At 36.6% G+C, this 16,767-nt stretch carries 23 protein-coding genes; all 23 read left to right on the forward strand.

All coding sequences use genetic code 11. The features are described 5' to 3' along the window. Positions 1 to 13: 13 nt before the first annotated feature. The 23 genes from FLK61_RS00135 (at position 14) to FLK61_RS00245 (ending at position 16,573) form a co-directional block, all read left to right on the forward strand. Positions 14 to 1,909, forward strand: coding sequence for a VirB4 family type IV secretion system protein (locus FLK61_RS00135; RefSeq protein ID WP_013603214.1), 1,896 nt, complete (start codon positions 14 to 16; stop codon positions 1,907 to 1,909). Further along, a complete protein-coding gene (locus FLK61_RS00140; RefSeq protein WP_013603215.1) occupies positions 1,909 to 2,535 on the forward strand; it encodes a hypothetical protein in 627 nt (208 codons plus the stop codon). The genes FLK61_RS00135 and FLK61_RS00140 overlap by 1 nt, the downstream gene beginning before the upstream one ends. Then, positions 2,528 to 3,634: a bifunctional lytic transglycosylase/C40 family peptidase gene (locus FLK61_RS20135; RefSeq protein WP_013603216.1), complete on the forward strand. Its 1,107-nt coding sequence runs from the start codon at positions 2,528 to 2,530 to the stop codon at positions 3,632 to 3,634. Before FLK61_RS00140 ends, FLK61_RS20135 begins: the two co-directional genes overlap by 8 nt. A gap of 18 nt (positions 3,635 to 3,652) precedes the next feature. Then, on the forward strand, positions 3,653 to 4,462 hold the full coding sequence (locus FLK61_RS00150; protein WP_013603217.1) for a coiled-coil domain-containing protein: 810 nt from the start codon (positions 3,653 to 3,655) through the stop codon (positions 4,460 to 4,462). Positions 4,463 to 4,796: 334 nt separating this feature from the next. Next, the gene (locus FLK61_RS00155; protein ID WP_013603219.1) at positions 4,797 to 5,036 is read left to right on the forward strand and encodes a hypothetical protein; all 240 of its coding nucleotides are present in this window, start codon (positions 4,797 to 4,799) and stop codon (positions 5,034 to 5,036) included. Between the two features lie 182 nt (positions 5,037 to 5,218). Then, positions 5,219 to 5,662: a hypothetical protein gene (locus tag FLK61_RS00160; protein WP_013603220.1), complete on the forward strand. Its 444-nt coding sequence runs from the start codon at positions 5,219 to 5,221 to the stop codon at positions 5,660 to 5,662. After that, entirely contained in the window at positions 5,662 to 6,894 is a 1,233-nt protein-coding gene (gene mobP2 / locus FLK61_RS00165; protein WP_013603221.1) for a MobP2 family relaxase, read from the forward strand. Before FLK61_RS00160 ends, mobP2 begins: the two co-directional genes overlap by 1 nt. Positions 6,895 to 6,924: 30 nt before the next feature. Beyond that, positions 6,925 to 7,395, forward strand: coding sequence for a hypothetical protein (locus FLK61_RS00170; protein ID WP_013603222.1), 471 nt, complete (start codon positions 6,925 to 6,927; stop codon positions 7,393 to 7,395). 74 nt (positions 7,396 to 7,469) lie between these two features. Then, positions 7,470 to 8,849: a DUF3991 and TOPRIM domain-containing protein gene (locus FLK61_RS00175; RefSeq protein ID WP_013603223.1), complete on the forward strand. Its 1,380-nt coding sequence runs from the start codon at positions 7,470 to 7,472 to the stop codon at positions 8,847 to 8,849. Between the two features lie 106 nt (positions 8,850 to 8,955). Further along, entirely contained in the window at positions 8,956 to 9,111 is a 156-nt protein-coding gene (locus FLK61_RS00180) for a hypothetical protein (RefSeq protein WP_013603224.1), read from the forward strand. Then, complete coding sequence (locus tag FLK61_RS00185; RefSeq protein ID WP_013603225.1) at positions 9,112 to 9,624, forward strand: type II toxin-antitoxin system PemK/MazF family toxin; 513 nt, start codon at positions 9,112 to 9,114, stop codon at positions 9,622 to 9,624. 217 nt (positions 9,625 to 9,841) lie between these two features. Then, complete coding sequence (locus FLK61_RS00190; RefSeq protein WP_013603227.1) at positions 9,842 to 10,189, forward strand: hypothetical protein; 348 nt, start codon at positions 9,842 to 9,844, stop codon at positions 10,187 to 10,189. Between the two features lie 683 nt (positions 10,190 to 10,872). Next, positions 10,873 to 11,271, forward strand: a complete 399-nt coding sequence (locus tag FLK61_RS00195; RefSeq protein ID WP_013603229.1) for a Rok-like winged helix domain-containing protein — start codon at positions 10,873 to 10,875, stop codon at positions 11,269 to 11,271. 168 nt (positions 11,272 to 11,439) lie between these two features. Then, positions 11,440 to 11,733, forward strand: coding sequence for a hypothetical protein (locus tag FLK61_RS00200; protein WP_013603230.1), 294 nt, complete (start codon positions 11,440 to 11,442; stop codon positions 11,731 to 11,733). Then, positions 11,727 to 12,197 carry a single-stranded DNA-binding protein gene (gene ssb / locus FLK61_RS00205; RefSeq protein WP_013603231.1) on the forward strand — a complete coding sequence of 157 codons (471 nt, stop codon included), beginning with the start codon at positions 11,727 to 11,729 and terminating at the stop codon, positions 12,195 to 12,197. The genes FLK61_RS00200 and ssb overlap by 7 nt, the downstream gene beginning before the upstream one ends. 24 nt (positions 12,198 to 12,221) lie before the next feature. After that, complete coding sequence (locus FLK61_RS00210) at positions 12,222 to 12,671, forward strand: hypothetical protein (protein ID WP_013603232.1); 450 nt, start codon at positions 12,222 to 12,224, stop codon at positions 12,669 to 12,671. Positions 12,672 to 12,785: 114 nt separating this feature from the next. After that, the gene (locus FLK61_RS00215) at positions 12,786 to 13,001 is read left to right on the forward strand and encodes a hypothetical protein (RefSeq protein ID WP_013603233.1); all 216 of its coding nucleotides are present in this window, start codon (positions 12,786 to 12,788) and stop codon (positions 12,999 to 13,001) included. Between the two features lie 121 nt (positions 13,002 to 13,122). Further along, positions 13,123 to 13,692 (forward strand): site-specific integrase, encoded by a 570-nt coding sequence (locus tag FLK61_RS00220; RefSeq protein WP_013603234.1) that lies wholly within the window; start codon positions 13,123 to 13,125, stop codon positions 13,690 to 13,692. 28 nt (positions 13,693 to 13,720) lie between these two features. Beyond that, the gene (locus tag FLK61_RS00225; RefSeq protein WP_013603235.1) at positions 13,721 to 13,960 is read left to right on the forward strand and encodes a hypothetical protein; all 240 of its coding nucleotides are present in this window, start codon (positions 13,721 to 13,723) and stop codon (positions 13,958 to 13,960) included. A 12-nt stretch (positions 13,961 to 13,972) separates the two neighbouring features. Next, positions 13,973 to 14,635, forward strand: coding sequence for a hypothetical protein (locus FLK61_RS00230; protein WP_013603236.1), 663 nt, complete (start codon positions 13,973 to 13,975; stop codon positions 14,633 to 14,635). A gap of 62 nt (positions 14,636 to 14,697) precedes the next feature. After that, the gene (locus tag FLK61_RS00235; RefSeq protein WP_013603237.1) at positions 14,698 to 15,015 is read left to right on the forward strand and encodes a hypothetical protein; all 318 of its coding nucleotides are present in this window, start codon (positions 14,698 to 14,700) and stop codon (positions 15,013 to 15,015) included. Positions 15,016 to 15,165: 150 nt separating this feature from the next. Continuing rightward, positions 15,166 to 16,335, forward strand: coding sequence for a DUF4062 domain-containing protein (locus FLK61_RS00240; protein WP_256683832.1), 1,170 nt, complete (start codon positions 15,166 to 15,168; stop codon positions 16,333 to 16,335). Beyond that, complete coding sequence (locus FLK61_RS00245; protein WP_013603240.1) at positions 16,328 to 16,573, forward strand: hypothetical protein; 246 nt, start codon at positions 16,328 to 16,330, stop codon at positions 16,571 to 16,573. Before FLK61_RS00240 ends, FLK61_RS00245 begins: the two co-directional genes overlap by 8 nt. The last annotated feature ends 194 nt before the right edge of the window (positions 16,574 to 16,767 follow it).

The following is a 16,767-nucleotide window of genomic DNA, read 5'->3' on the forward strand; positions in this document are numbered from 1 at the left end:
GCGGTGAATGGATATGGAAAAAATTATTAAGGATTTAGATTTTGTGTATGCCACCCAACCAATGGGTGGCATTTCTTTTAAGGATGAATTTTTTAATCGTACAGGTGATGGATATGTTGCTTGTCTCCATGTATACCGTTATCCGGAAAATTTCACACCATACTGGTTAAACAAATTAACTAGTATTCATAACACAATTGTTACTATTGATACCTATACACAAAAAGACATCAATTATACTGATAAGGTAAAAAGCTCGACTAATGAAATGAAATCGAGGATACGTAATGCAGCTAATGAAACAGATGCAGATGTAGCTCGTGAAGAATTGCAGACTTTAAGAGAACTCGGGTTGGCTATTACCAAAGGTGGAGAAGTAATTAAACAGATTCACGTCCGGATCTTTTTGCATGGTGCCACACAATCGGAATTAGAAAAACGTATATCTGAAGTTCAAAAGAGTATTGACAGTGATGGTTTTAAAAGTAAAGTGTTTCTTGATGAAAATAAAGAAGAATGGCAATCCTTATTTCTTGATTATGAAACTCAATTAACCATGCCAAACAAAAGAATAGGAAATGATATGCCTGCTGAGGCCATTGGTTTAGGTTTTGCTTATGATCAAACCAGTCTAAGTGATCCAACAGGTGTTTATTATGGTTATACATCAACGAGAGGAACAGTTTATTGGGATTTGTTCCATAAGACAACTAAAAGGCTATATTATAACATGTTTGTGGCAGGGGATATGGGATCAGGTAAGTCAACACTTCTAAAAAAGATCCTAAGAGATAATGCTTCAAAAGGTAACTTTATTCGGGGCTTTGATAAATCAGGTGAATTTCAATCCGTTACGGCTGATATGGGCGGAATTACTATTGATTTGGATGGGAGCAACGGCCGTATAAATTTAATGCAGATATTCCCGTCTGTGACAAAGAAAATAGGGGACAAAGTCGTAATAGACGAAAGTGCTTCTTTTAGGCAGCATGTTTCAAAATTAAATTCGTGTTACCGAATTAAAAACCCTAAATCCGATGATAATGTTTTAGTTCAATTTGATGAATTAGTATATGGATTTTACGAGAAGCATAACTTTTGGGGAGAAGATGCACGCTCCAATATCACTCAATTACCTCCTGAAGAATATCCATTATTATCTGATTTTCAAGCATATTGTGAAGAAAGATATCATGCAGAAAAAGATCCAAATTTCAAGTCCAGAATTGGCGACATAGCTATGTCAATAAAGAACCTTGTTACTCAATTTGGAGAGATATTTGATGGTATTACTACTATTCCGGATATGGTGAATGAACAGATCGTATTTTACGACATCGGAAACCTGTCACAGCTGAGCGATCAAGTAAAGGATATCCAAATATTTAATGCGCTCAGTCAAATTTGGGGTACGATGATGAATATTGGAAGAAAAGAAAAAGAAGCTTATGATAAAGGTAAAATACATTGGTTCGATATTACGAGATTCCTTATTATACTTGATGAGTGTCACAATTTGTTGGAATTGAAAAAAGCTCACACCGCGAACTTTTTTGTTACTCTTATGTCTGAAGCACGTAAGTTCTTTGGTGGTCTGGTATTGGCTACACAGCGTATTGAACGGATGTTTCCGAATACCAATACTTCTGATCCAGATATGGCTATAGCAGCAAATAAACTTCGTGAAATATTTGGGTTAACTCAGTATAAAGCTCTGTTCAAACAAGATCAGACTTCAATGAAATTAATTAAGAATTTATTTGAAGACCAAATGACAGACAATGAGTATGCTCTGCTGCCTAAATTTGAAACTGGTGATTGTATTCTTTCGATAGCTGGGGATCGTAATTTAGTTATGCATGTAGAGGCTACCCAAGAGGAACTTGAACTGTTTGAAGGTGGGGCTTAATGTTGAAAAAGATTCCGGCAAATGAAGAAAATGCAGAAAAAAAGATTGTTAGGCAAAAGAAGCTGTTTATAGTCATATGTATTGTTTTTATTGGGGCTATGCTGCTTTATTTTATGGGCGGAAGTAATAAAGAAAAGGTAACAAAGAATGAACAAAAAGAAAGCTTAATTGAAGGGAATAGTTCAGAGCAATCAACCTACAAAAGTTCTGTCGTGAAGGAAGAAAAAGCAGAGGATAAAGATAAACAAGAAATGCAACAAACACTGAAATCCTTTATAGAATCATATTACTCGTACGATTATAAAAATAAAGACAAACATTTAAAGGAGTCAAAAAAATATTTGACTCCGGAGTTTTATAAGGAATTAAGTCTTGCTGAAGAAAACAATACAAAAGTGCAGCCTTTCGCTTATCGAAAAGTACAGGACATTTCTTATTCAGGCTTCTCTTTAGTAAACGGAAAGCCTCATTGGATTGCCAGTGTTAATGCTGAATTATTGGATGATAAGAGGAAGGTCACTGGCACTATTGAAGTTGAATTTGAATTGGATTTAAACAAAAGAGAAGATAATTGGACCGTAACATATTTTGCTGTAACAGGTAAAGGGTTGAAAGAGAATGAATAACGGGGCATCTGCCGCCAAAGAAGCAGTGAAATACTTAATTAAGAAACAATTACAGAAGCGCGCGCTTCTGTTTTTTTTATGCTCTTGGGCCGGTTTAATTACGATTGTAGTATGTGTAGTTATTGTCTGTGCGATAGGGATAATTTCTGGCCTATCAGGTTCAGATTCGGGCGGAGGCGGCGGAGAATCTGCGATAAACATTGCGCCAGAAGTTGAACAGTATAGGGCAGTTGTAGAAAAAGAATGTAAAGCGAATGACATACCAGATTTAGTTGATTTAATACTAGCACTGATCATGCAAGAGTCTGGTGGGAAGTCATTAGATGTAATGCAAGCAAGTGAATCAAAAGGGCTGCCTCCCAACTCAATTACCGATCCTCATGAATCAATCAAAGTAGGTGTTGCAAACTTTGCTTCAGTATATAAAGCAGCCAAAGCAGCTAAAAAAAATGTCAAAGAAACGGCGCTGCAAGGCTATAACTTTGGAAGTGGATATATCAATTGGGCGATAAAGAAAAGTGGAGGTTGGACAAAAGAAAACGCTGCTGATTTTGCTCGAATTCACAGTAACGGACAGCAGCGCCCAAACGGAACTTGGATGTATGGTGATCAGCTGTATGTAGAGCACGTTATGAGGTACCTAAAGCCGAATAACGGTGAAAATGGTGGAGAAGTTGAGGTAATAAAGGGTGGAAACAAAGTTATTGAGAAAGCAATAAAAGAAGGCTCGGCTTATATAGGAAGGTCCACTTATGTAATGGGTGGGGGGAGAAATCAAAGTGACATTTTAAAGGGGATCTTCGACTGTAGCAGCTTTGTACATTATGCGTTTAACAAGGCAGGTTTATCCCTTGGAAACTTAGCCTCTACAACAACAGATACGCTTGTTGTACGCGGAAAAAAAGTCAAATATTCAAATATTAAAAGAGGCGATTTAGTATTCTTTGATACTTACAAAGTAAACGGTCATGTTGGAATTTATCTCGGGAATGGAGAGTTTTTAAATTGCCAAAATAGTTATGGTGTTAGCGTGGCAAAGATGAGTAATAGCTATTGGAAAAGTCATTTTAATGGGGTCGTCGTACGTATTACAGAGTAAAGGAGGGGAACCGAAAAAGTGAAAATAAAATTTAAAACTGTCGGTGCAAAATATAAAGTTTCTACAGGTGTTATTGCCATGATCCTGCTGTTTTTCTTGTCCAGCAGGGTCATTTTTGATTCGCCGTTTGAAGAAGAAAATACAAAACTAAACACCCCCGTTAGTATAAATAACATGACTGTGGAAATGACGGATCGAACTTATTTTTCAGACAATCACATGCTTGAAATTGATTTGATGATCACAGATTCTCTACAAGATATTCCTCCAAAATTAGATGCAATTGTTAAGGAAAAATCAAATAAGAGAAAGAAATATCATCCCGAAATCATCAAGATTCGTGATGATTTTTATGTGTTGTTTGTAAGAGATATTCCGGAAGATTGGACAGCAGTTTCGGTTCAGCTGACTGATGAAAATGATGAAGATTCAAGCTCAATCGGGTCGAGCAAAAAGATATATTCCTCATCTGCAGATACGAAAACAAAGGATGTTTTTGTGAAAAGAAATCAGGATTATTATGAAGCAAAATATATCGATTTAAAGATCAAAAATAATAAAAAATTGATTCAAGAAGAAGAGAAAAAACAGAAAGAATATGCGGTTGAAATTACTCAAATAAACTCTCGAATCTCGTCTTTAAAAGAAGATAAGGAATACCAGATCGGTAAAGAAAAAGAGGAAACAGAATCACAAATTTCATCCAATGAAAGCAAAATTTCTTCAAAAGAAGAGGCAATAAAAACGAGCAAAGAAATGCTAGGTGAACTTGAAAAACGGAATGAATTATTGAAGAAAAGAAAGAGCAATCTCGTCATCGAAGACTAAATTTCTGTATGGAAAACAGTTATTTTTCGTGTGCATAAAATAAAGATTTATGTGCATTTAGTTCTAAATCACCTAAATAATGGTTGAACATAAATGTTTTTTTTATGTGCATTCAGCAATAAATCTGGTACCACGAAAAAACAAACCGCACTGCGGTTTCACCATGCAAATGGTGCCAGTTTCCCCTTATGCTCTTTCCTTTTCCACCCCCTCCTTCCTTCGGAATCGGGGGCCGGCTTTTTGCTGCCGCAAAAAGCCTTGGAAAAAGAAACACTTATTTGAACAGATCGTTGCAAAGTAATGTGCAGAAATCGATGAAAAGGAGCGTTAACAAATGCCGGATCTCAACATCAAAGGTCTTTCAAAAGATACAATGAATAGGCTTGCGGATAAAGCGAGGAAGGCAGGACTTTCTCAGCAAGAATACCTCCGCCAATTGCTTGATAAACATGTTGTTGCGGATGAAGTTGAGGGCGTGCGAAGCGAATTAGGAGAAGTCATTAAATCTGTAGCATTCGCCCTCGAACAAAACACCAAAGTACTTAACGAATTCATCAGAGTAAATGAAGGATAGCGACCGATTGAGGACGCTGTCCTTATTTCTTTTTAAAGCAGCAAATAAGCTGGCCGCAGTGTTTAAAGCGCAAAGTCTTTTCTTTATTAAAGACCGTCTTTAAAAAGAAGGAAAAATGAGCTGCAAAGATCATTTTGTGCTGTCATGTGTAAAAAAGATATTAGAAAGTGAGGGTTAGATATATGGCAAAAGTAAAGAAGCATCTTACCTTTAGTGGTCCGACAGAATCACCGTATGGTATTGCTTATATTGAAAAAGAAATGAAAGCGAAGAATTGCTCAAAAATGAATGAAACAATTGAACTGATCTTTGCTGAACACGATGAAATGAAAGCGAGATTATCAGAACAAGATGCACTTGTCGAGAAAATATTTCAGCGTTTTAAGAAGACGCTTGACGTTATCCGTGTGCGCGCCGGACACACCGATAAAAATGCTCAAATTAACTTAGAGCTTTGGAATGCATTTCTCATGGCCAACCCGTTACCTGTGACAGTTTTAACGGACCAGCATACCTCTGAGTCAGTATCGATGGCAAAAGAAAAAGTTAGTAATGACATTGCTACATTTAAGCAAAGGAAAGATGAACAGAAGGCTAAGCAGGAAATGCAGAAAGGTGAAAAATAATGGATTCTCCTGGCGTTGTATTAGTCTCTAAATATGTGTCGGGCAAATCAACAAAATTTTCGAAGTATGTCAATTATATCAATCGTGATGAAGCCGTCCGAACGGAGAAATTTCAGACTTACAATGTAAATAAATTAGACGGATACAATCAATATATGGGGAACCCGGAAAAGAGCAGCGGGATCTTTACCCAGCACAAAGATAGCTTATCACCAGTAGAAAAAAATCAGCTGAAGGAGATTTTCAGACAAGCACAAAAAAATGATTCAGTCATGTGGCAAGATGTCATAAGTTTCGATAACAAGTGGTTAGAAGAACGCGGGATTTATAACTCGCAAACTGGCTGGGTCAATGAAGGGGCAATTCAAAACTCTATTCGAAAAGGAATGGAAGTTTTATTAAGAGAAGAGCAGCTTGAACAAAGTGGCGTTTGGTCCGCAGCCATACATTACAACACTGATAATATCCATGTCCACATTGCGCTAGTTGAACCCAATCCGACAAAAGAGTACGGCGTCTTTACGAACAAAAAAACAGGTGAGGTTTACCAGGCTCGGCGTGGGAATCGGAAATTAAAAACCCTGGATAAAATGAAAAGTAAGGTTGCAAACACCCTCATGGATCGGGACAAAGAACTTAGCAAAATATCACAGCTGATCCATGATCGTATTGCTCCTAAAGGACTTAAATTTCAGCCTAGATTGGATACATACATGACTAAGATGTATAACCATATCTACGAAAATCTGCCGGAAGACATGAGGCTGTGGAAATATAATAACAATGCTTTGAATAATATTCGGCCGGAGATAGACAGTGTGATTACGATGTACATTCAAAAGTATCATCCTGAAGACTATAAAGAGCTGGATCAGTCGTTAAAAGAAGAAATGGAATTCAGAAAATCAGTATACGGAGATGGACCAAAACAGGTAGAGAGATATAAAGAGTATAGGAAAAATAAACATAAAGAACTCTACACTAAATTAGGGAACTCCATGCTGAAGGAAATGGCCGAAATACGTAGGCGTGAGTCGCAATCAAAACAAATGAATCGCTCAGGTACCTATGCTCCTAGTTCAGTATCAAATAGACAATGGGATACAAAGGGTAGGCGCATAAAAAGATCAGATATCAATAAAATCAAGCACGCTTTAGATAAAGATTATCAGAGCATGAAAAACATGCGTAAGTACCAACAAATGCAGTATGAAATGGAACAGAGCCGGTAGGCAATTCTGAAATTAAAGGAGAGGAAGCCAATGATTTTTAAACTAGATCACTATATCAATGAAGAGAGAGATCCAGATTATTTGCTTTTTATCGAAAAGGACATTGAACCTTCCCGATTTGAGGAAGAGCTTTTAAAGCTTATAGAGATAATTGGGTGTATTCATTTTAGATTTGAGCAGCTTGTTAGGGATGATATTTGTGTGGCAGGAAAAGATATAGTGTTCCTTCTTGAGAAGTATTATGGTTTCAAAAACGTAACGTCCGAATACATGTTGTTAGAAAAAGAAACAAGGCTGCCGCGTGAGGAATGGTATGTTTTTAATGAATTCAGAGTTGGCACTAACCAAGTGCCCGTGTTTCAAATAGATGTATATAAAGCGCGGGAAGCATGCTGCGGACCGGAATACAGAAATCTCATGATAAACAGGCTGCCACTTGATAAGGAATTCGATAATGATATTGAAAAGCTAGGAGCTTTTTATGTTGGTGAACAGCATTAAAAATTAAAGAAAACACATGTGAGATCAGGATAAATCCTGGTCTTTTTTTTATGACTATAAAAGGGGGAGTTTAAATGCCTAGAGTAAGTGAAGATGTCATAAAACAAGCAGCTGCAGTTGATATTGTAGGCTTCTGTGAGGCCAATGGTTATGAGCTTGTTAAATTGAGCGATAGATGGTATCAGGGCGCTGAACACGATAGCTTAATGATTGATAAAGAGAAAAACAGCTTTCAGTGGTTTTCCCAGGGGAAGAACGGCAATTCAATTGATTTTGTTCGCACATTTTACGGAAAAAGCTTCCGTGATGCTGTATCAATGCTCACTGAAAAAGACTATAAGCATACAAAAGAAGTTAAAGAGCAGCCGCAAAAAGAATTCGTTTATGACATCGTTCATGATAACTCCACAGAACAAGTCGAACGTTACTTGACTGAAGAAAGAGGCATCGATAAAGGAATAGTAAATGCACTAATAGCGAAAGGATTACTGAGACAGGATAAAAGAAAAAACTGTGTGTTTGTTTGGGGGAATACAGGCAAGCGTGTAGGTGCCGATCTTCAGGGTACCATTACAATGAATAAAGACGGAAAGAGAACGACATTTAAACAAATTAAACCCAATTCTCAGCGGAATTATGGCTTTAATGTCTCATTAGGCGTCCCTAAAAAACTTTATTTTTTTGAGGCACCTATTGATCTGTTAAGTTATTGGACAATGTATAAAGACCAATTATCTAATTGCCGTCTCATTTCAATGAATGGAGTGAAGAAAAACACGGTTTTCAACCTGATAAAGCATACAATGAAATCCCGTGGTGTGGCTCCGACAGAAGGAGTATACTTCGGAGTTGATAATGACCATGCTGGCCACAAATTTATGGATGAAATACGACAATATGAGTTTTCTGTTAAAGGGGAGGAAGTCAAATTTCATAACTTAATCCCGGCAGACAATCATATTCCCAAAGAATATTTAGAACTGTATCAAACATACGGCAGCCAATATGGGGTCGATTGGAAGTACCTAGCTGCTATTCATAAAGCTGAAACGAACCTTGGAAATACAAATGAGATTACGAACGGTTATGGTTTTGGCAAGTATTTTGGTGCTAAACAGCTGCCTAGTGAAAAACCTTATGAGATCCAGGTGCCAATAGCAATAGAAGAAGCTGCCAGGGCGTTAAAAGCTAACACTATAGATGGAAAAACTGATATAGGATCAGTTTTAAAACAGGATGTAAAAGAGGTTGATCTGACTAATCAGGTGAAAATGCAACAGAAAGTACAACTTTATTACGACAACTATAATGATCTAGGATATCTGCCGGTGGAAGAGGTTTCTAAGGATTGGAATGATGTGCTGAAGGTCCGTAGAGCTGCTTCAAAACATCGCGAAAAAACACATTCTCAAAAGCAACATAGGAGCAAAAAAAATATGCTTGTTAGGGGGTGATAAAACACCGATTTACCTGAATTAATCAAGGGAAAAAAAGGCTAAAAGGTATCTTCAGTATCGCTAAAATGGTATAATATATTATAGAGAAAGGGAGGTCAATTGTATGGAAAAAATAAAAACAATTGAGCAAGCTCGTGAGAAAATGAAAGAACTGCTGGCTGACCCCCAATATAATCGTCCGGAGAACTACCCGGAACGAAACGCTGACGGGACTATCCTGTTAGATGAAAATAATGAACTTCACCAGGAATTAAGATAATTGGCTGAAACAGATCCAAAAAAATTAGAGCTAGGCAATATACATTTAGCGATAACTGAATTTAGAGATGGGACAGGTCGTAAAGCGCGGCCTGTCCTTGTTTTAGGTTCAAAGAAATCCATTGAAGGTGCTTTCGAGCCTGAAGTCCTGATCGGGTACATCACATCTAATAATAACAATAAGAATTTCTCCAAGTTTAAGTATCCGATTGCTGACTGGAAAGCAGCTGGTTTGGATAAGGAATCATGGGTTGTTTTGCAGGAACGGGAACTCAAATGGATGAATCACGAGAAGGATTTTCTTAAACACATCGGATTGCTGACGGAACGTGATACAATAGGCGTCCTGAATAAATTTATGGAAGTCCGAGAATTAGAACAGTCATTAAAGCAAGAGGCTGAAAAATCTAAGCCGCAACCTCGAAAGGGTAAGATGCAAGTGACTATTCAAGAGAATCCTACATTGAAGCGCAGTAGTCCAAGCGCACAACGAAGAAACAGCAGAGAACGGTAATTTTTTTTGAAGACAAGCTCCCTCACTTCAGGGAGCTTTTTTATTTTTCTTATTGTATTAAATGCTGCCGGTTGCGGAAACCCAGGAAGCCAGGTGCGTTGCGCCGATGATGCGGAAGCTGAAGAAGTGCCAGTGATCCAGGAGCGAGAGGATAAATAACTTATAGAGCTGAATATTCTCGGACACATTCTTTCAGCTAAAGAAGGGAGATAAAAAGTTGGTAAATAAAGAAGTAAGTATAAGTGATGAACAATTAAAGCGTATAGGGCTAGACTTATTAAATTTTGGTCTCGTATATATCCGTTCAATATCAGGTGCTGGACATTTTCCTAAAAGGGAACAAGCAATAGTAAATGATGTGTGTTATAGGATGTCGGATGCTTTGCATAATCTCCCTGAGCACTTAATTTATTTTAATCGCTTGTTAATACTTGACGAATTAGAGAAACTGGCACTAACCGTTTCTCGTATTCCTAAAACAAATATAGTTCAAAATCCGACTCTACAGTTAATAGTTGAAAAAATAAAGCTGTTGTCTGGAGATTCTTGTTGCAACACTCAATAACAAGTGCCCTTATTTTGTTACTTTTTTTATCATTTTGTTGTTTGCATTGCAAACTGAATATACTGAGTATATACTGGTTATATAATTTATACGTTAGTCATCTATATGATGACCAATGTAAAAAAAACAGATGTTTTTGCATAAAAAAATACCGGAGTGCGCCAACACTCCGGTCTGTACACAAGCTGTCCTTAAGGGGCTGGCTCGAGTATTTTTCCTAATAGACTTATCCCTTTAACTTTTCCAGAGCTCAAGGGAGGTCTATTTTTTGTTTTTTAAAGTCAACACGGCAACAATTAAAGAGCCCAAACCAATTAATGATGATTGGAAGCTAATAAATACCATTAGAGCTTGATAAGCTTCAGTTGACATTTTATCACCCCCTTTCAGGGGCCAGCAGATCGCTATTGAGATACACGGCAAATGTACAGGAATAATATACACTAGACAACCATATTGTGGTTGTCTTTTTTTGTATCTTAAGTATAGCAAGCTATGGCAAAAACACAATATATAGATTAGTGTTTTCACAAATTAAAGAAGCATTTCTCACTTTCATATAAAGACAATAAGAGCTTCTCATCTATTTATTTTAGCATGGTCATTGTCCCACCGTATAAAGTTCTTTATAATTTGATCTTCTTTCAAGACTGCCGATATCTTTAGATAAAGGAGAGATATAAATGCTTACAGAAAGACAAGCGTTGCAAGATCGTCTGGAAAAAATAGACAAAGATGAAATCACTTTGATCAAGGAGTATCAGAAACAACGAAATCAGATTTTTGAGCGTCTTAGAGAAATCGATAGAGAAGAATATAAAAACCTTCCTGATCTTAAACAATTAGCCTCGCTAGAAATTCATCAAAAGTCAAAACCTGAAAGAGACATAAGAAAACATGTTGCCGTTAATATTTTGAAAGTCAATCCAGACGGTTTGTCTGCTGATGAACTTAGGAGTAAGATTGAGAAAGAGACAAATATGCAAATACTTAACATGACAAATTTTATGAGATCAATTATGGAGAAAAATCCTTCAGTAAAAAAACCACGAAGAGGTTATTATAGATTCGAAGAAATGTAACACAATGTTATTGTGTTACATTTTCAAAAGAGTGCTAATCCCTTATGTACCAAGGGGTTAGCACTCTTTTTTTTTTGAAAAAGTTAAAATAAAGTATAAAAATGTAACACAACATATGTTATAATGATATTGTGTTACATTTTCAAAAAGAGGAAAAGGGGTGAAAAAATGGATGTTCAGTATTGGGAAGTGAATGTTAGTCGTAAAGAAGCTGCTACCAGGATTGCGGAGAAACTTAACAAGGTTAAGTTTTTGTTTGACGCTGGGATTTCTGATACTCCAAGAGGAAAGTGTCTCTACATAAAATTTGATGATTGGCACCTGGAATATACCGAAAAAACAAGAAATGGAATGATGCTTTTTCTCAATCAGTTAAATAGCATGATAAGAGATAAATCATTGGTTGCTGGGTTTATAAATGATCTGAACATTATAGATTTGGAGGGGAAGATTAAATGTTGAATAGAGTAGTTCTAGTAGGAAGATTAACAAAGGACCCTGATCTTCGGTATACCCCACATGGAACACCGGTCGTCACTTTTACTTTGGCTGTGAATCGTACATTTACAAACCAATCCGGTCAACGTGATGCAGATTTTATAAATTGTGTGGCATGGAGAAGGACAGCTGAGAATGTTGCTAATTTTTTAAAGAAAGGCAGTATGGCAGGAGTTGATGGCCGTCTTCAGACTCGCACTTATGATAATAACCAGGGGCAACGTGTTTGGGTAACTGAGGTGTTAGCTGATTCCGTTCAGTTTTTAGAATCCAAGAACAAGAATCAGAATGAGACCAACCCTGGATACGATCAAGGATTTAAAGGTCAAAGTAACAGCCGGGAAGGTTTTGCTGATGTTGGTGTGGGGAGAGATCCATTCACAGGTGGAAAGCCTATTGATGTTAGTGATGATGACCTTCCTTTTTAATGACACGAAAGGAGAATTTAGACCATGAGAGAATATTTATCGTTTACCGGTATTTGCATTGCTTTTCTAATGTTTTTGTATGTGGGTTTCTATTGGATGGTACATGAGACTGACGAGACCCTTACAAAGATGGATAAAGATATCAATAGTCTTATAGAAAAGGCAGCTGAAGAAGCAAGAATTGAGAAAGAAAAAGTGTTAAAGAAGGGGAAGAAGCTGGATGCTTTAGTGATTGACAAATATTCTACTACAGATTCGAGTATGGATTTTACCGTAACACCGGTTGTTATAGGTGGTGGAATTTATATGATGTCTGGAGCTACACCAGGAGTAACAACTGAGAATTATTACATTAAAATTTATGCAGACGAAAAAAATTATGACATAACTGTTCCTAAAGAAGTTTACGATCAAAAACAAGTTGGGCTAAGAATACCGATTAAACTTTATAAGGATAAAATCGAACTACTATAACCCTCCGGGATCAGTCGCCAAACAGGAATCCCGAAGAGTTAAGGAAATGGGGCTGCTTCAGCCCTTAATTAAGTATAAATTATTAAGCAATCGTTGAAAATAGGAGGCGCTGTTATGGAAAGAAAAGAGAAAAATTTTTTAGGATTTACCGTAAGTATTGTTGTTGGTGCTATTGTGGCCTCTTTATGCATAATTCAAGCGATTTTCCCAAATGAATTTAAGGCATTCTTCATTCAACATTCTATTTTCTTTAATATTATGGGTGGATTCCTTGTATTTATTGTTGCCGTGATACTAGGGTTTGTAACCTTTATAAACGGAAGATACTAACAGGCGGGGATATTGAAAAAACTGTTCAACTAACAGCAGCACTATTACAATAGAAGTAATGCAAAAAGGACTGTGAATTTAGATTTCACATGACTTAATTTAAAACGAAGAGGTAATTTGTATGAATTTAGTTGAACCGATCCGAAACAGAAAAGATATAGACAACATGAAAAAGCTACTTTATTCGATGAATGAACGTGACGCCGTATATTTCATTATCGGGATAAACACTGCTTTTCGGATTAGTGACTTAATTCATTTGAAATTCAAAGATGTTATTGACGAAAAAATGAAGCCCCTAGATTACTTTGAATTGAGAGAAACCAAAACAGGGAAACACAACAAAATTGCCATGACTAAAGGTGTTCGAAAAGCAATCGTTCAATATGTTCAGCACCGGTATGAAGGGAACCTTGACCATTACCTTTTCACCGGCCAGAAATCTAAAGATAAGCCGATTACCAGGGTGACTGCCTGGCGGAATATTAAGGCTGCAGCTGACACAATAGGCTTAAAAAACATTGGGACGCATTCATTGCGGAAAACCTTTGGTTATCATCAATACAAGAATGGAACTGATATTACGCTGCTGATGGATATGTTTAATCATAGTAGCGCGGGCATTACATTAAGATATATCGGAATTACACAGGACCAAAAGGATCAGGCTGTGAAGTCATTAGACTTATGATTTGACTACTAACTAACAGGGGGAATTCATGATGTCAAAAAAAATAAAATACATGTTCGCCATTGCGCTGGTGATTACGCTAATGGTTTTATTCAGGCATATTTTATTCCTTCTGTTGGTGAAAATGGTCTTCGGCGCTTTACTGATTTTCGTTGGTATTGTTGGTGTGTATGCTCTATTTAGATTATTTGCGGGATTAATAAGTGTGGCACTTGTGGTCGCAGGAATGTTTCTTATTTTTAAGATCGTTCAATTGGCTTGTGCATAGAAAGGAGATAGCATGGAATATTTATTATTACTAACATCATTGTTACTTTTGCCTTTAGCTGCATGGGGTCCAGAAATTTTTGATGGTTTAATGAATATCTCCAATAAAATTTCTGATATGAGAGAGCTTCCTAAGAAGTACAATACGAGTAAAAAGTTAATTAGAGATTATTTGAAGATACAAAAAAATTTAAGTCTTAAAATGGATGCTATCGTATATCGCCCAAACAAGGATGTAAGTTTTACGACACTGGTGGATAATCTTAAAGATCTGTTGGATGTTCTTAGATTAGAGGCTCCACGCTTTGATCATTCTAATAAGAATGATTTATTGGTAAGGAATTTTCCTCAAGCTTATTATAAAGTATACATTCAGCTTATACGCTATGATGACTCTTTGAAAATAATATTTGATCAATTGATATCTCTAATCTATGGTGATTATGATGACCCCCATATAAAGGAGATTAAAGCTCTTAGAGATGAAGTGACGGATATTATCGTGTCAATTAGAAGAGAAGCCGAAAACACAATTAAACCTTATCGTAGAGAGAAAAACGAATTATTTAAAGTCAATGTTAAACATGCTAAAGAAAGAATTGAATTTGAAAAACAGTTCATAAAAGAGCAACGCGCGTTAAATAATGCCGGCTCAATTGAGTTGAATAAAATATAAGATCGTTCTTAATGACGCGTATTGCAGTGGATAGTCAATCTAATGAAGGGGTTTAAGATAATATGAATGAGACATTGTTTAATATATTTGCAGGATTGTCTTTTATTTTCTTGTTGTTAAGCCTATTTAAAAAATTTGAACGTGTGTTTATCTCTATAGGAGCAATATTTCTAATAATGGCATTTAGTACCGGAGGGTTTGGCGAAGCACTTCGTTCATGGTTACCAGTTGATCAAGATGTACAAAATCAAACACTCTCGGTTATAAAAACATTCCGTATTCATTTTTATATAATATTGTTTTTTGGAATCTTGGGAGTCATTATCAGTCTATTTGTTCGGCATAAAAGGAATAATTCTAGTGTAAGTGAAGAGGAGTGAATTTGAAATTGAATTTAAAAAAAGTTATCGGGGTAATCCTGATGACTTTTTTTGTTGATTAATTTCCTATAGAGCAATCAAGAGGTATAATTTTCAATATGGAAGTGAGAGGGGGAGAGCACGCTGGTTATTGATAAGACGAGAATATTTATCAGTTCAGCATACGAAGAGTCCTTAAAGACACCGAGAAAAATCATCAAAAAACACTTAGAAGAATGTGGCCATGAGGTACCCATCTTTGAAGAAGAAGATTTTGGAACATGGAAGCCGGATACAATGAAGCATTGCATCGAAGTAGTTGAGAAAAGCGACATTGTCATATTACTGATAAACACTAAATCAGGTGAAGAACCGGAATTAAGATGGGGGAATGTAACACCTACATACTTGGAATTCCAAGAAGCTTGGAAAAAGAAGAAGCACATTTTGGTTTTCGTAAATCCGGATATCAAAAAGAGGTTCTTTGAATTAAAAAAGGATTTTGACTCACTATATAACCAATATATTGAAGAGAACCATAGGCCGCCTGATTCACCCTTTGATCCTTTCGAAAACTGGATCGCCAGTCAGGATGGAATGGTTAAAAGACATTTAGAAGCTGCTGATCCTTTTGTTTGGGCATTTTTATATGACATATATATAAAAAGGTATTGGTTGTATGAATTTGATTATGCACAATCGGAAAAAGAGGCTAAACAAATTGCTCAAATGATCAGCAATTCTTTAAAGACGGTTGTTGACTTTATCCCTAGGTTAGACGAGTTAACTGAGATTGAAGAGCAGCAGTCATATTTAGTAGAATACGCCGAACACACCCTTACTATGCTCCATCAAAGAAATTTAATATTGAATAAAGAGCAACAAGATTGGTCAAACTTTTTAAAACAAGGGATTGAATTTCTTAACCACAGTTACGAAATCATACAGGCTAAAGATACAAACCCAGTAGTCGTTAATCATATCAATTCATGTTATGCTGCTTCGTTATATTCTCAGGATGGAGAAACATTAAGATTGGTCGGAAAAGCAGGAGATATAACAGCTCCGGAAGTATTTGCATTATACGAAGAGGGAATTCATGTTGTTGATGCCTTCAATCAAGGTGAACGATTAATTACTTACAGGGAAGATAAAAAGACATTCTACATCACTGAGGCCATTGATAACTTTGTTCTATGCCTTCATTTTTCACTTGAAGAGGATTGGAATGTAAAGCGTGCTGAAGCATACGCACAAGAGGTTGAATGTGCTATAATGGATAAACACCAACTCTATTTTGAATTTTTGAACTTGCTGATAGGAGGGAGCACTAATGAGTAGAGAACTTGCGAATTACAGTAGCTCTGGCTCGGTTGTTGTTAAACGTTCCCCAGCTGTAAGGGCAAGAAAAGTTAAAGGTTCTGCCGGAACTAGGGCTAGAAAAATTACAGCCGATGGTAAGTATATTCCTTCTCAAAATCTAAGAAGAACAATTTCTAAAATGAATTCGAATGTTCGGTCTTTAAATGATTTATTGAATAAGTCAAATCAAATTAAATCAGATCAGGAAAATCGTTAAAATAGTAATCGTCCTTTTTATTAAAGGACGATTTTTTGTTTATAGGCAGGAAAAGACCGTGCGTCAGTATCCTCTATACAGCTGAAGGTAAGATCCGGCCGCATCCGGAATCCAGGAAAGCAGGCGCGCTGCGCCGGTGCTGTGGCAGCTGAAGAAAGAGGTCGATGCCAGGTATCGGAGCACCTGGAAATACG

Source organism: Paenalkalicoccus suaedae, from assembly GCF_006965545.2.
In the GTDB taxonomy this organism is placed as follows: Bacteria; Bacillota; Bacilli; order Bacillales; family Salisediminibacteriaceae; genus Paenalkalicoccus; species Paenalkalicoccus suaedae.

Bases quoted from the DNA above. Each gene is read 5' to 3' on its own strand.
- FLK61_RS00135 (WP_013603214.1), top strand. From the start codon at position 14: ATGGAAAAAATTATTAAGGATTTAGATTTTGTGTATGCCACCCAACCA.
- FLK61_RS00140 (WP_013603215.1), top strand. From the start codon at position 1,909: ATGTTGAAAAAGATTCCGGCAAATGAAGAAAATGCAGAAAAAAAGATT.
- FLK61_RS20135 (WP_013603216.1), top strand. From the start codon at position 2,528: ATGAATAACGGGGCATCTGCCGCCAAAGAAGCAGTGAAATACTTAATT.
- FLK61_RS00155 (WP_013603219.1), top strand. From the start codon at position 4,797: ATGCCGGATCTCAACATCAAAGGTCTTTCAAAAGATACAATGAATAGG.
- FLK61_RS00160 (WP_013603220.1), top strand. From the start codon at position 5,219: ATGGCAAAAGTAAAGAAGCATCTTACCTTTAGTGGTCCGACAGAATCA.
- mobP2 (WP_013603221.1), top strand. From the start codon at position 5,662: ATGGATTCTCCTGGCGTTGTATTAGTCTCTAAATATGTGTCGGGCAAA.
- FLK61_RS00170 (WP_013603222.1), top strand. From the start codon at position 6,925: ATGATTTTTAAACTAGATCACTATATCAATGAAGAGAGAGATCCAGAT.
- FLK61_RS00175 (WP_013603223.1), top strand. From the start codon at position 7,470: ATGCCTAGAGTAAGTGAAGATGTCATAAAACAAGCAGCTGCAGTTGAT.
- FLK61_RS00180 (WP_013603224.1), top strand. From the start codon at position 8,956: ATGGAAAAAATAAAAACAATTGAGCAAGCTCGTGAGAAAATGAAAGAA.
- FLK61_RS00195 (WP_013603229.1), top strand. From the start codon at position 10,873: ATGCTTACAGAAAGACAAGCGTTGCAAGATCGTCTGGAAAAAATAGAC.
- FLK61_RS00200 (WP_013603230.1), top strand. From the start codon at position 11,440: ATGGATGTTCAGTATTGGGAAGTGAATGTTAGTCGTAAAGAAGCTGCT.
- ssb (WP_013603231.1), top strand. From the start codon at position 11,727: ATGTTGAATAGAGTAGTTCTAGTAGGAAGATTAACAAAGGACCCTGAT.
- FLK61_RS00210 (WP_013603232.1), top strand. From the start codon at position 12,222: ATGAGAGAATATTTATCGTTTACCGGTATTTGCATTGCTTTTCTAATG.
- FLK61_RS00215 (WP_013603233.1), top strand. From the start codon at position 12,786: ATGGAAAGAAAAGAGAAAAATTTTTTAGGATTTACCGTAAGTATTGTT.
- FLK61_RS00220 (WP_013603234.1), top strand. From the start codon at position 13,123: ATGAATTTAGTTGAACCGATCCGAAACAGAAAAGATATAGACAACATG.
- FLK61_RS00225 (WP_013603235.1), top strand. From the start codon at position 13,721: ATGATGTCAAAAAAAATAAAATACATGTTCGCCATTGCGCTGGTGATT.
- FLK61_RS00230 (WP_013603236.1), top strand. From the start codon at position 13,973: ATGGAATATTTATTATTACTAACATCATTGTTACTTTTGCCTTTAGCT.
- FLK61_RS00235 (WP_013603237.1), top strand. From the start codon at position 14,698: ATGAATGAGACATTGTTTAATATATTTGCAGGATTGTCTTTTATTTTC.
- FLK61_RS00245 (WP_013603240.1), top strand. From the start codon at position 16,328: ATGAGTAGAGAACTTGCGAATTACAGTAGCTCTGGCTCGGTTGTTGTT.